The sequence below is a fragment of the Bacillus sp. FSL W7-1360 genome, from assembly GCF_038592975.1.
In the GTDB taxonomy this organism is placed as follows: Bacteria; Bacillota; Bacilli; order Bacillales; family Bacillaceae_D; genus Shouchella; species Shouchella lonarensis.
This window is the reverse complement of record NZ_CP151950.1, coordinates 2,217,320-2,234,242: the sequence shown is the minus strand read 5'-3', so window position 1 is coordinate 2,234,242 and position 16,923 is coordinate 2,217,320. Positions and strand designations below refer to the sequence as shown.

General features: G+C 45.0%; 19 protein-coding genes and 1 other annotated feature. Of the genes, 2 read left to right on the top strand and 17 right to left on the bottom strand.

From position 1 onward, the window contains the following. Window positions 1–80 precede the first annotated feature (80 nt). The 11 genes from nusG to ispD form a co-directional block, all read right to left on the bottom strand. Window positions 81–617, bottom strand: coding sequence for a transcription termination/antitermination protein NusG (gene nusG, locus NSQ26_RS11535; protein WP_090776221.1), 537 nt, complete (start codon window positions 615–617; stop codon window positions 81–83). A 65-nt stretch (window positions 618–682) separates the two neighbouring features. Continuing rightward, window positions 683–883, bottom strand: a complete 201-nt coding sequence (gene secE / locus NSQ26_RS11530) for a preprotein translocase subunit SecE (protein WP_090776220.1) — start codon at window positions 881–883, stop codon at window positions 683–685. Window positions 884–1,137: 254 nt separating this feature from the next. Further along, complete coding sequence (sigH, locus tag NSQ26_RS11525) at window positions 1,138–1,770, bottom strand: RNA polymerase sporulation sigma factor SigH (RefSeq protein ID WP_499720053.1); 633 nt, start codon at window positions 1,768–1,770, stop codon at window positions 1,138–1,140. 120 nt (window positions 1,771–1,890) lie between these two features. After that, on the bottom strand, window positions 1,891–2,406 hold the full coding sequence (locus tag NSQ26_RS11520; protein WP_090776219.1) for an NYN domain-containing protein: 516 nt from the start codon (window positions 2,404–2,406) through the stop codon (window positions 1,891–1,893). Next, window positions 2,403–3,155, bottom strand: coding sequence for a 23S rRNA (guanosine(2251)-2'-O)-methyltransferase RlmB (gene rlmB / locus NSQ26_RS11515; protein ID WP_499720051.1), 753 nt, complete (start codon window positions 3,153–3,155; stop codon window positions 2,403–2,405). Before rlmB ends, NSQ26_RS11520 begins: the two co-directional genes overlap by 4 nt. Window positions 3,156–3,292: 137 nt before the next feature. After that, window positions 3,293–3,697 carry a Mini-ribonuclease 3 gene (locus tag NSQ26_RS11510; RefSeq protein ID WP_090776218.1) on the bottom strand — a complete coding sequence of 135 codons (405 nt, stop codon included), beginning with the start codon at window positions 3,695–3,697 and terminating at the stop codon, window positions 3,293–3,295. Beyond that, window positions 3,694–5,097, bottom strand: a complete 1,404-nt coding sequence (gene cysS / locus NSQ26_RS11505) for a cysteine--tRNA ligase (RefSeq protein WP_499718230.1) — start codon at window positions 5,095–5,097, stop codon at window positions 3,694–3,696. The genes NSQ26_RS11510 and cysS overlap by 4 nt, the downstream gene beginning before the upstream one ends. Further along, on the bottom strand, window positions 5,094–5,798 hold the full coding sequence (cysE, locus tag NSQ26_RS11500) for a serine O-acetyltransferase (protein WP_499718229.1): 705 nt from the start codon (window positions 5,796–5,798) through the stop codon (window positions 5,094–5,096). The genes cysS and cysE overlap by 4 nt, the downstream gene beginning before the upstream one ends. 51 nt (window positions 5,799–5,849) lie before the next feature. Continuing rightward, window positions 5,850–6,078, bottom strand: a binding site (T-box leader). Window positions 6,079–6,092: 14 nt separating this feature from the next. Next, window positions 6,093–7,550: a glutamate--tRNA ligase gene (gene gltX / locus NSQ26_RS11495; RefSeq protein WP_499718228.1), complete on the bottom strand. Its 1,458-nt coding sequence runs from the start codon at window positions 7,548–7,550 to the stop codon at window positions 6,093–6,095. A 79-nt stretch (window positions 7,551–7,629) separates the two neighbouring features. Then, window positions 7,630–8,115, bottom strand: a complete 486-nt coding sequence (gene ispF / locus NSQ26_RS11490) for a 2-C-methyl-D-erythritol 2,4-cyclodiphosphate synthase (RefSeq protein ID WP_499718227.1) — start codon at window positions 8,113–8,115, stop codon at window positions 7,630–7,632. Continuing rightward, complete coding sequence (gene ispD, locus NSQ26_RS11485) at window positions 8,108–8,800, bottom strand: 2-C-methyl-D-erythritol 4-phosphate cytidylyltransferase (protein ID WP_499718226.1); 693 nt, start codon at window positions 8,798–8,800, stop codon at window positions 8,108–8,110. Before ispD ends, ispF begins: the two co-directional genes overlap by 8 nt. Before the next feature lie 221 nt (window positions 8,801–9,021). Between ispD and NSQ26_RS11480 the strand changes: the two genes are divergently transcribed. After that, window positions 9,022–9,327, top strand: coding sequence for a hypothetical protein (locus tag NSQ26_RS11480; RefSeq protein WP_090776212.1), 306 nt, complete (start codon window positions 9,022–9,024; stop codon window positions 9,325–9,327). Window positions 9,328–9,430: 103 nt separating this feature from the next. Here the strand turns inward: NSQ26_RS11480 and NSQ26_RS11475 are convergent, their stop codons facing one another. Continuing rightward, window positions 9,431–9,826, bottom strand: a complete 396-nt coding sequence (locus NSQ26_RS11475) for a type II toxin-antitoxin system death-on-curing family toxin (RefSeq protein ID WP_090776211.1) — start codon at window positions 9,824–9,826, stop codon at window positions 9,431–9,433. Next, entirely contained in the window at window positions 9,826–10,086 is a 261-nt protein-coding gene (locus tag NSQ26_RS11470; protein ID WP_499718225.1) for an AbrB/MazE/SpoVT family DNA-binding domain-containing protein, read from the bottom strand. Before NSQ26_RS11470 ends, NSQ26_RS11475 begins: the two co-directional genes overlap by 1 nt. Window positions 10,087–10,313: 227 nt before the next feature. Here NSQ26_RS11470 and NSQ26_RS11465 point away from each other — a divergent pair, with 227 nt between their 5' ends. Further along, window positions 10,314–10,457: a hypothetical protein gene (locus NSQ26_RS11465; RefSeq protein ID WP_176763889.1), complete on the top strand. Its 144-nt coding sequence runs from the start codon at window positions 10,314–10,316 to the stop codon at window positions 10,455–10,457. A 77-nt stretch (window positions 10,458–10,534) separates the two neighbouring features. On the opposite strand, the gene NSQ26_RS11460 is transcribed toward NSQ26_RS11465, so the two are convergent. From NSQ26_RS11460 to NSQ26_RS11445, 4 genes are all read right to left on the bottom strand, one after another. Next, window positions 10,535–11,632: a PIN/TRAM domain-containing protein gene (locus NSQ26_RS11460; RefSeq protein ID WP_499718224.1), complete on the bottom strand. Its 1,098-nt coding sequence runs from the start codon at window positions 11,630–11,632 to the stop codon at window positions 10,535–10,537. A gap of 150 nt (window positions 11,633–11,782) precedes the next feature. Continuing rightward, window positions 11,783–12,853, bottom strand: coding sequence for a DNA integrity scanning diadenylate cyclase DisA (gene disA / locus NSQ26_RS11455; RefSeq protein ID WP_090776209.1), 1,071 nt, complete (start codon window positions 12,851–12,853; stop codon window positions 11,783–11,785). A 5-nt stretch (window positions 12,854–12,858) separates the two neighbouring features. Next, window positions 12,859–14,229: a DNA repair protein RadA gene (radA, locus tag NSQ26_RS11450; RefSeq protein WP_499718223.1), complete on the bottom strand. Its 1,371-nt coding sequence runs from the start codon at window positions 14,227–14,229 to the stop codon at window positions 12,859–12,861. A gap of 222 nt (window positions 14,230–14,451) precedes the next feature. Then, window positions 14,452–16,905, bottom strand: coding sequence for an ATP-dependent Clp protease ATP-binding subunit (locus tag NSQ26_RS11445; protein WP_499718222.1), 2,454 nt, complete (start codon window positions 16,903–16,905; stop codon window positions 14,452–14,454). Window positions 16,906–16,923 lie beyond the last annotated feature (18 nt).

Genomic DNA, 16,923 nt, shown 5'->3' with positions numbered 1-16,923 from the left:
CGGATGCAATCGCACCCGACTGGATAGCAACATACTAAACATAGAAATTCTATCATCAAATTCTTAAAGAAGCAAGCTTTTTATGAAATCTTTTCGACTTGAGTGAACTCAAGTTCGACCGGTGTTTCGCGTCCAAACATGTTTACGTGCACTTTTAGCTTCTGGCGATCTGGCTGTATTTCTTCAATTGTGCCAACGAAATTAGCAAACGGCCCAGTTTTTACCTTCACAGACTCTTTCAATTCGAAATCAACTTCCATAGTTGCTTCCATGACGCCCATTTGTTTTAAAATGCGCTCCACTTCATCCGGCATCAATGGCGTTGGCTTCGAACCCGCACCGGCTGACCCAACAAAACCCGTCACCCCTGGTGTGTTTCGCACGACATACCAAGAGTCGTCAGTCATGATCATTTCCACAAGCACGTAACCAGGGAACACTTTCTTCATCACTTGCTTCGTTTTCCCATTTTTCATCTCTGACTCTTCTTCTACCGGGACAAGCACACGAAAAATGTGATCAGCCATTTCCATCGTTTCAACGCGTTTTTCCAAGTTCATTTTCACTTTATTTTCATAGCCAGAATACGTGTGTACCACAAACCAACTTTTTTCCATTATTCAGGACGGATGTCCTTCCCTCCTTTTTCATTCGCACAAGCTGCCGCAGTGTTGGCTTTTTATTAAGGTGACTTCACCACTACAGCACGTAACGATGCAATCCCTAAATCAACAACATAAAAGAACGCGACCATAAAAGCAAGTGTAATCAGTACCACCCACGTATAACGCGTTAATTCCTTTTTTGTCGGCCATGTTACACGCTTTAGTTCACGTCCCACATTTCCTAAAAATGCAATCGGATTTTTTTTCTGATTTGTCATCTTGTTCCCTACACCCCCAGCGTGGCACATCATTGAAAAGTTAAACCTTATATTTATTGTCAATCCATCATCACAAATCAAAGTCTAGTAAAAGACGGTTGTACAAAAAATAAACCCACTTCTAACACTTGCATATCGTGGGTTCATTTTACAGCTCAAAAAACGGTTTGACTCTATTATAAATGTAAGTAGGAAGGAAAGTCAAACATTTTCCACAGAAGTGCTCGAGACCTTTATTGACCAACCTACCTACATTAAAACACAACTTTTTTTAACTCAACATAACGTCCTAGCTTTTGTTTTATCCGCTGCAATGCATTGTCAATCGACTTGACACGGCGATTCAAATTAGCAGAAATTTCTTGGTATGTCCAGCCTTCCAAATACAAGGTTAGCACTTGACGTTCTAACTCACTTAAAATCTCGCCCATTTTCTTCTCAATGTAGTCAAGCTCTTCTTGATTGATAATCAACGCTTCTGGGTTGATCATCTCTTGATCACAGACAATGTCTAGCAGTGTTCGTTCAGATTCTTCTTCGTATAGCGGCTTGTCCAATGAAACATACGTATTCAAAGGCACGTGTTTTTGTCGGGTTGCACTTTTAATAGCAGTAATAATTTGCCTCTTGATACACAATTCGGCAAAAGCTTTGAAAGAGGACAGCTTGTCCCCATTAAAATCACGCACAGCTTTATATAAACCAATCATTCCTTCTTGAACAATATCCTCATAGTCACCGCCAGCTAAAAAATAAGCACGTGCCTTCGCTTGGACAAAATGACGATATTTACTCAATAAGTGTTCCAGTGCCAACGTATTCCCTGATCGAACTGCAAAGATGACGCGATCATCTTCCCACTTGTCAAATTCTCTCTCAGTCACCATGCTTTTCTGTTCTGCTAACCCTATACTCAACCTGATCACCCCTCGCGTTCGCACCGCTCTAATGTTGTGAAAAGTTGTACACATTGATTATATCGTACTCACACTGCATTGGTCAACCGTTCATTTCCCTTCTCGACGCCATCTCTCAAAAACTTCGGCAACTTCTGTTGATAACTGAATCTTCGACGATTGCTGTGTTCGCTGCTTTTTTTCAATGGTTTTGTCGATTCCTTTCATCACCAACTTCATTTCCCGTTGTAACTCGTGAGCAGACTTACGCAAGGCACCACTACCGAAAATGACAGACTGCTCAGCAAAGTCTGATGTCGCAACATAAATGCGTCGATCAATACGTTTCATTGTCGTCACGAGCTTCTCGATGCGCTCATCCGCCGTTTCCTTTTTCCTTGTATAAATAACATGGACACGGTGATGTAATGCATGCTTGCCTACACCACCTACTTGATGTGCATCAAACACAATATGCACTTCATGTCCCATATAAGCTGCATATTCAGCCATCATGTCGACAAGCCGGTCCCTTGCGAGTGAAAAATCCTGTTTACTAAGTGACTGCAGCTCTGCCCATGCACCAATGATGTTGTATCCGTCGACAAGCAAAATATCATGTGTCATGAATCACTTACACGCTCACGCTGGCGATATATTTCATACATGAGCAGCGCTGCCGCAACAGATGCATTCAAAGAAGTCACACGACCATTCATCGGAATGCGCAAAAGAAAGTCACACTTTTCCTTCACGAGTCGCCCCATCCCTTTCCCTTCACTCCCAATGACGAGACCAATGGATCCTTGGTCATATGTCACCTCATTATAGTGGTCTGAGCCGCTTGCATCTGTACCAAAAAACCACAAACCCCGTTCCTTTAGCTCGTCCATTGTCCGTGCCAAGTTCGTCACTTGTACGACCGGAATGTACTCAATTGCCCCTGTTGACGCTTTGGCAACCGTTTCCGTCAACCCGACTGCACGCCGTTTTGGGATAATGATCCCGTGCACACCTGCGGCATCTGCTGTACGCATGATTGAACCGAGATTGTGCGGGTCTTCAATGCCGTCTAAAAGAAGGAAAAATGGTGCTTCATTCGCTGCTTGTGCTCGATCAAACAGCATATCAATTGTGGCATAGTCGTATGGTTTCACCGCCGCAACGACCCCTTGATGATTGCTATGCCCGATCCATTCATCCAATTGTTGCTTTTTTATCGGCTGTATAGGTACTTCATTTTCTTGTGCCAGTGACTGCACTGTTTGCATTTGCCCTTTTTGTGAATGTTCACCGATCCACACTTGATACACTTTCCTCCCTGACTGCATTGCTTCAATGACAGGGTTTTTTCCCGCGATAAGAGTGTGCGCCACTTGTAATGGCGTCACTTGCGGTTTTCTAGCTTGTGGTGTCACAGTCTTTTTTCGCGTGCCTTGCCGCTTTTCTCGCTTCGGTGATTGCGGTGCAGTAGATGTACGCCGAACATGCTGCTTGTTTGATTGCTTCATCGTCATCTACCCTCCTTTTTCGCTCCGAGCACCATCGCCCGTTGTAACAGTTGCTGCAGACGGTCGTGTGCATCGGTAACATATAAATAACCTAATAACGCTTCAAACCCGGTCGCATAGCCGTATGTCTGCACATCTGTATACTTTGGTACAGTATGTGATTTTGCATTGCGCCCTCGCCGCACAATTTGCTTTTCTTCATCCGTCAACACGTCTTCCGCTTCTAATGCCCGTAAAATCGCCGCTTGTGCCTTCGCTGACACATACGTCGTCGCCTCCTGGTGCAATCGGTTCGGGCGCACCTTTCCTTGCGTAAGCAACGTATAACGTACGTGCTTCTCAAACACTGCATCACCCATATAAGCGAGCGCGAGCCCGTTTAACTGACGGAGTTCTCGCTGACTCATGTTGTGTCTCCTCGCTTCCACCGCACACCTTGAGGGGTATCTTCCAAAATAATATGCTTTTCCTTCAATTGATCACGAATCTCGTCTGCACGCTGGAAGTCACGCTGCTTACGTGCCTCGTTTCGCTCTGCAATCAATGCTTCTACTTCATCATCTAACAAAGTGGCTGTGCTTTGCAACGATAATCCTAACACTGTACCTATTTCGTCAAAAAGTGACAAGAATGCTTGCAACACGATTGTTGATGTTTGTTGCTCACGAGCATACACATTTGCTTCTTTTGCCAAGTCAAATAAGACACTGATCCCATTCGCACTATTAAAGTCATCATCCATCTCAGCAATAAATTGTTTCTTATACCCTTCAATCTTCTCCAACCATGGGCCTGTCATACCTGCATCGGCCGTCTGTGCGAGACGATGCACTAGACTCGCCACCGCTGTTCGGATTCGTTCTAACCCTGCCTTCGCGCTCACAAGCAGCTCGTCACTAAAATTAATTGGCGTACGATAATGGGCACTCAACATAAAGAAGCGAATTACTTCTGGATCGTGCCGCGCCATTAAATCACGTGCCAATACAAAGTTCCCAAGCGACTTTGACATCTTCTCATTGTCGATATTGACAAAGCCGTTGTGCAACCAGTAGTTCGCGATTGTTTTACCTGTCAATGCTTCCGATTGGGCAATTTCATTTTCATGGTGCGGGAATGTTAAATCTTTCCCACCGGCATGAATGTCAATTGTTTCTCCTAATGTCTTTTTAATCATCGCCGAACATTCAATGTGCCAACCCGGTCGCCCTTCTCCCCATGGACTAGACCAAGAGATCTCCCCTTGTTTAGCAGCTTTCCATAAAACAAAATCAAGCGGGTCCTCTTTATTCTCATCCACCTCAATCCGTGTGCCACTACGCAAATCATCTAGTGATTGTCCTGACAACTTGCCGTATTCACGAAAACGACGTGTCCGGTAGTACACATCTCCACCCGCTTCATAAGCAAAACCTTTGTCAACAAGCGCCGCGATAAACGCGATAATGTCATCCATCGTCTCTGTCACCCGCGGATGCGCATTTGCTGGCTGTACCCCTAAAGCTTTGACATCTTCTTCGTAAGCAGCGATAAAACGTTCCGCCACTTCACCGACGTCTTCTCCTGCCTCTTGGGCAGCACGAATAATTTTATCATCGACATCCGTAAAATTCGTAACAAATATCACTTCATACCCACGATAAGCAAGGTAACGCCTCACCATGTCATATACGATCGGTGGCCTAGCATTACCGATATGAATGTAGTTATATACAGTCGGTCCGCAGCAATACATCCGTACTTTTCCTTCTTCGATCGGCTTAAACATTTCCTTTTTTCTTGTTAAACTGTTGAATACTTTTATCATATGTCCCCACGCCCTTTCTCTGCTTTACCCGCATCATTTGCTCTCACTGCTAACGCCGCCCGCAACTCGGTACACTCTTCTCTTAACCGCTCCAACTCGCGCTCCACTTCACGCATCGTATCCGCAACCGGGTCAGGCAACGCATGATGATCAAGTGCATGTGCAGACGCCACTTTCTTCCCATGCTGAGCGACAATTCTTCCGGGAATGCCCACCACTGTAGAGTGAGGTGGCACTTCTTTTAATACAACGGAACCTGCGCCAATTCTAGCGTGCTCTCCAATGGTAAAAGACCCTAATACTTTCGCACCACTGGCAATGAGGGCGCCATCTTTCACGGTCGGGTGACGCTTGCCTTTCTCCTTCCCTGTCCCCCCGAGTGTCACTCCTTGAAAGATCGTCACATTATTACCAATTTCACATGTTTCACCAATGACAACCCCCATACCGTGGTCAATGAACACACGCTGACCAATGGTCGCCCCAGGATGAATTTCAATACCAGTAAAGAAACGAACGAGCTGCGACAACAATCGAGCGAGGAAGCGCAACTTCCATTTCCATAAACGGTGGGCAATCCGATGGCCCCAAATGGCGTGCACACCTGAATACGTAAAAATAACTTCTATTCGATTGCGGGCAGCTGGGTCTTGCTCAAAGACAACATCAATGTCATTTAATAACGTTCGCATAAATCCCATGCTTTCCCTCCATTCTAACGAAAAACGCCTCTGCACCAATATACGTATCGGTACAGAGGCGTAGTCACACACGGTTCCACTCTGCTTCCTGTACCCATTTCTTCCAGTTTCCTGAGTACAGCTTTTGTCAAGTAACGGTGACGACCGCTTTTTTCTACTTCATTCGAAAAAAGACTCCAGGGGGCATTTCAACAAGCATTCCTTTAGTTGCTTCCAGCCATAGGCAACCTTCTCTAGTAAAGAAATCGACTCGTCTACTTGTCCCTTTCAACGCTTTTTGCTTTATGATATGTTCTATTCACTCGCAATGTGCAACCGTGTTAGCACGGTTTCTTTGCCAAGCAATTCAATTGTGTCACCAAGTTCAGGTCCATGGGTGACACCACTAACGGCAACCCTAATTGGCATAAACAATTTCTTCCCCTTTTGTCCCGTTGCTTTTTGTGTTGCTTTGATCGCTTTTTTTATCTCTGGTGCCGTAAACGACTCAACTTCTTCCAAGGCAGCCGCAAACCCCTTTAACACTTCACTTACTTGTTCTTCTGCAAGCACAGCACGCGCTTCTTCATCGTAAGTGATTTCTGTTTGGAAAAAGATCGTTGTTAAATCGACAATTTCTGCGCCATACTGCATTTGCTCTTGATACAAACCAATTAAGCGACGCACCCACGCAAGCTGCGCGTCATTTCCATCACGATTGACGCGACCGCTTTCCACTAAGTGTGGCAATGCGAGATCAACAACTGTATCTAAATCAGCTGCTTTCATGTACTGATTGTTCATCCACGCAAGTTTATCTGTATCAAATACCGCTGGCGCTTTAGACACACGATCAAATGAAAATTGTTCTCCCAGTGATGCGAGCGAGAAAATTTCTTCTTCTCCAACCGGAGACCAACCGAGCAACGCTAAGAAGTTCACGAGCGCCTCAGGCATATACCCTTGTGATTGATACTGTTCAACAAACTGCATCAATGACTCATCCCGCTTACTCATTTTTTGCCTATCCGCATTTAAAATGAGCGACGCGTGCGCAAACGTCGGTACATCCCAGCCAAATGCTTCATACAGTAAAATTTGCCGCGGTGTATTCGATAAATGCTCCTCACCGCGGATGACGTGCGAGATTTTCATTAAATAGTCATCCACCACAACAGCAAAATTATACATAGGCACACCATCACGACGGGCAATGACAAAGTCGCCAATGCCATCGGTCTCAAACGACACTTCCCCACGAACACTGTCGGTAAACGTGATCGTTTGTCCCGCCGGCACGCGAAAGCGTACAACCGGCTTTAACCCTTTCGCTTCATATGCCGCACGCTCATCTGCTGTTAAATCGCGGTCTCTACCACTATATTTCGGCATTTCTCCACGCGCTTTTTGAGCCTCGCGTTCTGCTTCCAACTCTTCTTCCGTCATATAACAGTAATAAGCTTTGTTTTCTGCAAGCAGTATGTCTATATGTTTTTTATACGTGTCTAAACGTGCCATTGAACGATACGGACCATAGCCACCATCCTTGTCGGGACCTTCATCCCAATCAAGACCAAGCCACCTTAAACTCTCCATTAACTTTTCAGTCGCAGCATCAATGTTCCGCGCCTGATCTGTATCTTCTATTCTAAGAATGAATGTACCACCTGTACGTTTTGCAAGTAAATAATTAAATAACGCCGACCGCGCACCACCTATATGTAAATGCCCTGTCGGACTCGGCGCAAATCTTACGCGTACTTCTTTAGTCATCGTTTCCGCTCCCCGTCTTCCATCATTGTCCCCTTATCATACCACGTTCTCGCGTAGACGACAAAGGGGTATGCTTGACTTACAGCGTGTCACTTCGTACAAGCAAAATAACCGCTTGACACGCCATACCTTCTTTACGCCCAACAAATCCAAGCTTCTCTGTCGTCGTTGCCTTCACACCAACGTTCGTGATGTCTGTTTCAAGCAATGTAGCAATTTCTGCCCGCATCGCGTCGATATATGGCGCAAGTTTTGGCGCTTGTGCCATCACTGTACAATCAACATTGCCGAGCTCATACCCTGACGCGCGCACCATCTGCCACACATGGCGCAACAACATTTTTGAATCGGCATCTTTATAAGCTGGGTCATCATCTGGGAAATGCTTCCCTAAGTCCCCTGCCCCCAGTGCGCCGAGTGCCGCGTCCGTAATTGTATGTAATAATACATCGGCATCAGAATGTCCAAGTAAACCGAACTCATACGGAATCGTGATTCCGCCTAAAATGAGCGGGCGTCCCTCCACAAGCTGATGGACATCAAAGCCTTGACCAATTCTAATCATCATTGTGACCTCTTTCTGTTAATATCGCTTCAGCAACCTTCACGTCTGCCGGTGTTGTGACTTTCATGTTTAGATCATCACTCGGAACAATCGCCACCTCACGTCCGAGACGCTCCACTAAACTTGCATCATCTGTGCCTATAAAATGAGTTGCACGTGCTTCCTTGTGAGCTTGCCAAATGAGTGGAAGCTGGAAAGCTTGCGGGGTTTGTGCAGCCCACAACGGCGCGCGCTCAATTGTCTCTTCAATCACACCACTTTTCACACGCTTAATCGTATCTTTCACCGGTACAGCAGCGATGGCTGCGCCTGTCTCCACGGCAGCATTGACCAAACCTCGCAATACGGCTTGCCTTGTAAATGGGCGTGCGCCATCATGAATGAGCACGAGCGCTGTCTTTGCCACTTGCAGCCCGGCATACACACTATCTTGGCGCTCTGCACCACCCGTAATGATGCACTGCACACGCGGGACATCGTACTGCTTTACAAGTGCAGCAAGCTGTTCTCTTTCCTCCTCACGAGCAACGATAATCATGTTTGCACATGCTTCGTCACGCGCAAATAAACGTAATGTATGGATGATCATCGGCACCCCTGCCAACGTCAATAATTGCTTATTAAAGCCAAGCCCTAGCCGCTTTCCCTGTCCAGCAGCGAGGACAATGGCTGTGTATGTATGCATGATGGATTCTCCTTGTTTTTCATTGCTAGCTTCTATCTTAACATGAGAAGAGACCGAGAGAAAGCACATGAAACTGACAAACACTAAACAAAACATTAAAAGATTCAACCGGTCTGCTCCAAATCCATTCTTTTGTTCGATAGCGGGATGTTAATCATAGAATGGATGACCATAACCTATAATGAAAATGAGAGATATATTTCATCGTAGGAGGCGATATTTTGTTACCCACTGACCTTAGCCCACTTTGGCTGTTTGTGTTCGTCTTTCTCATCTCGGCGATTTATACGACTGTCGAACGCTCCCTCCACAAGGGGGAGAAGATCACCTTTAAAGCCGAATGGCTTGTACCATTACTCGTGATCCCGTTCACAATTGCGGCTTGTTATATTGTAATGATATTTTTTACTGTTCCTTGGTTTGTGCTTACCGCATGGCCGATTTTACTGATCATGCTTGCGATTGGTTTGGGGAGGCTGATTCCGAAGTTGGTGTTTTATCTTTGCTCGTTGACCACTCAACAGTAAGCAGACCCACCACATAGAGCCCTTAAACTGAGCAGTAGGTCTTGTCTTGCTCAGACTTCGTCATACATCAGTTGCAATACCACACTTCTCAATTCTTTTACACTCACCCCTCTGTATTCTTACTATGAGCTTCAATCACACCAACCATTTCCGAAAAATGGTATTGATGATTGACAACATCGACGACAAAGTCCTCCGCTTTCTTGGCGTCCATGCGAAATCGAAAGCCATTGTACGCAAGAAATTGAACGAGCGATACAAACGCTGTCCGCTTATTACCGTTATAAAATGGATGATTGCCCACCAAAGATTCAAAGAGTGCGCCAGCTTTCTCAAAAATTCCCTCATAAGCATCTTCACCAAACGCAGACTGCTTCGGGCGATGGATCGCTGATTGCAGCAATTCAGGAGACTTCACACCCGATTGTTCATTTGGACTATACTTCTCCATGATAAATAAATGAATCGCAATGACCTCTTGTTCCGTTAAATAACGCATTAGCGATCAACCAAACCCTTGATGGTTTCGTCATACTCTGCAACGGTTTTTTGTAGCACGTCAAAGAAATCAGCACTTAATCCTGTTGGTCGCTGGATTTTTTCGCTCTTGCGCAAAACCACAGTACCATCTGACTGTTTTTCAATTGAAATGTGATCCCCTGGCGCAATGTTAAGGTGTTCTAACACATCTGGCGGAAACGTCATTCCGATACTGCTGCCAATTTTCGTTACTTTTCTTTCCATCTCTTTCACCACCATTTGTTTTCCTCCTTCCAGTATATGCAAAGAACCTAAACATTATAATTGTAATAATAATTATACGTGTGCCTCTCAATAAAAACAAGATCACTTCTCACGGGCAGTCAAGTGTGATGACACACGCTTACTTGCATTCGATCCAAAAGTTGTCGAACACTTTCTACTGACTCTCAATCTTCACATCTGTTACACTGCTCTTATATCCGTTCATTTGGAGGGAAACATATGTGCAAACAGCGATTCATTCCCAGGACGTCACGACGATGAATGCAAAAAGGCTCGTCCTACTCATTATCACCAGTGCACTGGCCACCGGCTTCATCGGCTATGTCATTTTTATGTACTTACTCAAAGTCATACCACTGAATTGACCGCCTTGAAAATTTCGTCCCAAACGACTAGAAACCCTCTCGCCCACGCGAAAGGGTTTTTCAAGTCAATCATTTTTTCACAACGCTTCTTCCAACGACGCCGGCTTGGCAAAGATCATCCGTCCTGCGCTCGTTTGCAACACACTCGTCACAACAACTGCGATCTTTTTGTGCATAAACTCACGTCCACCTTCAACAACGATCATCGTGCCGTCATCTAAATAAGCAACGCCTTGATGATGTTCTTTCCCATCTTTAATGACGAGCACTTGCAATTGTTCACCTGGTAACACCACTGGCTTCACTGCATTAGCAAGGTCATTGATGTTAAGCACTTGCACACCTTGCAAATCACATACTTTATTCAAATTAAAGTCGTTTGTCACAACCATCCCTGAAGTCAGTTTCGCTAGCTTCACCAGTTTACTATCCACTTCTTGAATCTCTTCAAAGTCACCCTCGTAGATTTCCACATCAATAGGCAGTTCTTTTTGGATTTTGTTTAAAATGTCTAGCCCACGTCGTCCGCGATTTCGTCTGAGTGAGTCGGATGAATCTGCGATGTGTTGCAATTCTTCCAACACAAAGCCGGGTATGACAAGTGTCCCTTCGAGAAAACCAGTTTGACAAATATCAGCAATACGTCCATCAATGATGACACTTGTATCTAAAATCTTCAGTTGCTTACCACTATGTTTGTATCCGAGATCTTCTTTCTTTTTTTCTTTCCCTTTTAAAGAACGCACTGTTAGGACCAACTGCATTAACTCGTCTCTCTTTTTAAAACCGATTTGAAAACCAAGATAGCCCATGAGAATCGTTAAAAAGATTGGCACAACATTGCTAACGAACTCCCAACCCAATTGTGTGAGCGGGGATCCTAGTAAATGACCTGTAATTAAACCGACTGTCAATCCTAATGAACCAGACAATACATCGACAATCGGAGCCTTCACAACCGTTTCCTCTATCAGACGAAAGAAATTAACAATAAGATCAGACACAAAAATGGATACAGCATATAACACAAACGCACCTAGTGTCGCACCGACATACGGCTCAAACAACCAGCCCGGTCCATTCACCGACATCATTTGAAACAGCTCGGGGATAAACAAAAACCCTAATGTCGCACCGGCAACAACAAAAAAGATCCGGACAATCCACTTAAGCATCACGTACACCTCCTCTTCCTCACTATTATAGACAACGTTTCTGAAATCCAACCTAGTAACCTTCATTTTATAGCAGAAAAATATGCGATGGACATCGCCTGTTACGACAGGACTTCCAGAATGAGTGCAATGACAGGGAATGCGCCTCTTTTAAATATGTCGATCCACAAATAATTGCTCTTGAATACGGTTTAGTCCGTCGCGAATCATTTTTGCTCGTGCCGCACCAATACCTTCAACATCATCTAATTGCTCCGTCGTAGCCACCATAATATGTGCCAGGTGTTCATACTCATCAATGACATTTTCTATGATCTGTGCGGGCAAACGTGGAATCCTATTTAATACACGGTAACCACGCGGTGAAATGTCTTGTTCTTGCAGATTCGTTTGTCGACCATAACCGAGTGCTTTCATAATTGCAGGCTCGTCCAGCAAATCTTCATTTAGCAGTGTCGTTAAATCTTCTAATGTCTTGTGGACATCTTGTGTACGCTCTTTTACATAATCCTTTAACAAATAAAGCGCCTCTTGTTCTGTGTTTGAAACAAGTTCCTTTAATTGCATGGTAATGAGCCGACCTTCATCACCCAGCTCCAAAATATAGTTTTGAATTTCACGCTTGATTCGGAGTACCATTTGAATACGATGAATAATTTGTACAACATCGCTAAACGTCACCAATTGCTCAAACTCCAGTGCACCTAAATTCGTAATTCCTTGGTCAAGCACCGCTTTATATTTTTCTAACGTTTGGATGGCTTGGTTTGCTTTCGTTAAAATGACCCCAATGTCTTTTAGTGCATAACGATAATCGCCTTGGTAAAGGGTAATCACATTTCGGCGTTGAGAAATTGAAATTGTTAAATTGCCTGTTTGCTTTGCCACACGTTCAGCTGAACGATGTCGGATTCCCGTCTCATTGGATTCTATATTATTGTTTGGCACAAGCTGTGTGTTGGCATACAAAATCCGTTTGCCATCCTCACTTAAAATAATTGCCCCATCCATTTTCGCCAGTTCATATAAATAAGCTGGAGAAAAGTCACTGTTAATAAAGAAACCACCGTCCACAATATTCATCATCTCATTATTGTATCCGAGAACAATTAACCCACCTGTGTTTGCCCTAAGTACATTATCAATCCCAGCGCGAAGTGGTGTGCCAGGCGCGACAAGCTTCAATAAGTTTTGGATAAATATTGTTTTCCGCTCTTCCATATAACCTACCTCCCTAATGCGACAGCTAGTGCTGTCTCTAGCGTAGCCACACCAATGACTTCAATGCCTTTGGGTACTGTATAGCCGCCGATATTTTTTTCTGGAATTAAAATTCGATTGAAACCGAGTTTGGCTGCTTCTTGAATCCGTTGTTCAATCCGAGACACACGTCGAATCTCTCCAGTCAATCCGACCTCACCAACAGCAACATCTAACGGGCTCACCACACGATCGCGAAAACTCGATGCAATGCTTAAACAAACAGCCAAATCAATGGCCGGCTCGTCTAACTTCACACCCCCCGCGACTTTTAAATAAGCATCTTGGTTTTGCAGTAACATACCAAGACGTTTCTCCAATACAGCCATTAAAAGCGACACCCGGTGATGGTCAAGTCCCGTCGCCATACGACGTGGGTTTCCGAATCCCATCGGTGCAATCAGCGCTTGTAATTCTACTAAAACGGGTCGCGTCCCTTCCATTGAAGCCACAACAACGGAGCCAGCTGCACCTTCCGAACGCTCAGCTAAAAAAATTTCCGAAGGGTTTTTTACTTCTTCTAACCCTAACTCTTTCATTTCAAAAATGCCCATCTCATTGGTCGAACCAAACCGGTTCTTTACTGCCCGCAAAATGCGATACGTATGATGGCGTTCCCCTTCAAAATATAAAACAGAGTCAACCATGTGCTCTAACAACCTTGGACCAGCAATGGCACCTTGCTTTGTCACGTGACCTACAATAAAAATGGCGATCCCACGTGTTTTAGCCATCCGCATAAACGCAGCTGTACATTCGCGTACTTGCGCCACACTCCCTGGTGCGGATGTGATCTCATCTCGATAAACCGTTTGAATTGAATCAATGACCACAAGTGTGGGACTCACTTCATCTAATGCCTGCTCAATGCGTGTCACATCTGTCTCCGCTAACACATACAGTTCATTTGACGAGAGACCTAAACGATCGGCCCGTAATTTTGTTTGTTTGACCGATTCTTCACCAGAAATGTATAGCACACGTGCTTTTCGCTCGGCTAATTTTGCCGACAGCTGTAATAAGAGCGTCGACTTTCCAATCCCAGGATCACCGCCAACGAGCACAAGCGAGCCTGGCACAATGCCGCCACCAAGCACACGGTCTAGTTCGACCATCATTGTTGAAATACGAGCCTCTTTTTCCCTTTCAACAGCAGTAATAGGTTGGGCTTTTTGTACTGTATGTTGTGAGGTGACATAACTACGATGGTTTTTTGATGGGGCCTGTATTTCTTCCACCATTGTATTCCAACTCATACAGCCAGGGCATTTCCCTAACCATTTTGGGGTTTCATAGCCGCAGTCTTGACATGAAAAGGTTGTTTTTACTTTTGCCATCTTCCAGTCCCTCGCTTCCCTTTGCATTTCAATGTATATCGGGCATGCGTAGCTACACTGGAAGTCCATTCACCAATTTTTGTCTATCACGCAGCAACACATCGCTCTATATAAATGTACAGTTTTCTCCATTTCCTCTAGTGTACCAGAAAATTGGTTTTAAAAAAAAGAAGCTGCCTACAAAGTAAGGCAACTTCTTAGCAGGCGTACCGCACATGTCGTCTATACGCTCGTTTTTTCCATCATTTTCACTGCTAACTTGTCGTCTTCTACATAAATGAGCGCTTTTTGTCCTTTTATAATCGTGCCCTTTAACAATTCTTCTGACAAGCGGTCCTCAACTTCACGCTGCAATGCACGACGGAGTGGACGGGCACCATAATCTGCATCAAAACCAAGCTCGACAATTTTGTCCTTCGCCTCATCTGTCAGGTCAAAGTCAATGCCCTGCTCTCGCAAGCGGGTCCGCAATGTCTCGGTCATCATCTCCATAATTTCCCTCACATGTTTCTTCTCGAGCGAATGGAATACAATGATCTCATCAATCCGGTTTAAAAACTCTGGACGGAAACTGTTTTTCAACTCTGTCATGACGCGGTCTTTCATATCTTTATATTCGCGTCCTTCTGTTTCTGTTGTAAAACCGAGGTATTTATTGCGCTTCAGTTGTGATGCTCCTACGTTTGAAGTCATAATGACAACCGTGTTGCGGAAATCAACGGTGCGTCCCTTGGAATCCGTCAGACGCCCATCTTCCAATACTTGTAACAACATATTAAAGACATCTGGATGGGCTTTTTCAATCTCATCTAACAAAATGACCGAATATGGCTTCCGACGAATTTTTTCCGTCAATTGTCCACCTTCTTCGTGCCCAACATAACCGGGTGGCGAACCAACAAGACGACTCGTTGCATGCTTCTCCATATACTCAGACATGTCGACGCGCACAACCGCATCTTCATCACCAAACAGCGTTTCTGCCACTGCACGCGCAAGCTCTGTCTTTCCAACGCCTGTCGGGCCAAGGAAAATAAAGGAACCGATTGGTCGTTTCGGATCTTTTAAACCTGCACGGGCACGGCGTACTGCTTTAGAAATCGATTTAACTGCTTCTTCTTGCCCGACAACACGGTCATGTAAGATGGACTCCATCCGCAGTAAGCGCGCTGTTTCTTCTTCCGCAAGCTTAGAGACAGGGATTCCCGTCCAGCTCGCCACAACTTGAGCAATATCATCTGGCACAACCTCGGTGTTCTCTTGACCTTTCTTTTTCTTCCATTCATTCTTCATTTCGTCTAACTCTTCTCGCAACCGTTGTTCCGAGTCTCGCAACGACGCCGCTTTCTCAAATTCTTGGCTTTGCACAGACGCATCTTTTTCTTTTCGTGTTTCTTCTAGCTTCAATTCGAGTTCCTTTAAATTTGGCGGCGCCGTATAAGAGCGTAGTCTCACTTTCGATGCAGCTTCATCAACAAGGTCAATCGCTTTATCTGGTAAAAAGCGGTCTGAAATGTAGCGGTCTGATAGTTTCACCGCCTCTTCAATGGCTTCGTCTGTAATTGTGACACGGTGGTGCGCCTCGTAGCGGTCACGCAACCCATGCAAAATCTGGATGGACTCATCTACAGTCGGCTCAGCTACTTGGATCGGTTGGAAACGTCGCTCAAGTGCTGCGTCTTTTTCAATATAACGACGATACTCATCAATTGTTGTTGCCCCAATACATTGCAACTCCCCACGCGCAAGAGACGGTTTTAAAATGTTGGAGGCATCAATTGCGCCTTCCGCACCACCTGCACCAATCAACGTGTGTAACTCATCAATGAATAAAATGACGTTTCCTGCTTGCCGAATCTCTTCCATCACTTTTTTCAAGCGATCCTCAAACTCACCGCGATACTTTGTACCAGCGACAACTGTCCCCATGTCGAGTGTCATCACCCGCTTGTTCCGTAATGTTTCTGGTACTTCATTTGCCACAATCGCTTGTGCCAGCCCTTCCGCAATGGCTGTTTTTCCGACACCAGGCTCACCGATTAGCACAGGGTTATTTTTGGTTCTGCGACTGAGCACTTGAATGACACGCTCAATTTCTTTGCTACGCCCAATGACTGGATCGAGCGTTTCTTCACGCGCTGTCGCCGTTAAGTCACGTGCCAATCCGTCCAGTGTCGGTGTGTTCGCATTCGTTGCCACGCCGTTTGATTGTGAAGAAGAACCGCCTTCATTACTACCAAGTAGTTGCAGCACTTGCTGACGCGCTTTATTCAAGCTTACACCCAAATTATTTAATACGCGTGCAGCCACCCCTTCTCCTTCGCGAATGAGTCCTAATAAAATATGCTCTGTTCCAACGTAAGAATGACCAAGTTTACGTGCTTCATCCATTGAAAGCTCTGTGACTTTTTTTGCTCTCGGCGTATAATGAGCTGTTCCACCCGCAGTTTGCTTTGATTCCTGCCCCTTGCCGACGAGCGCCTCTACTTCACGCTGCAGTTTCTCAGAGCCAAGACCTAATTGTTGTAACGCTTTTGCAGCAATGCCATCTCCTTCACGGATAAGACCTAATAAAATATGCTCTGTTCCAACGTTAGAATGATTTAAACGTACCGCTTCTTCTTGTGATAACGCTAATACCTTTTGTGCACGTTCTGTAAATCGTCCAAACATCATTTCTACCACCCCCACAGT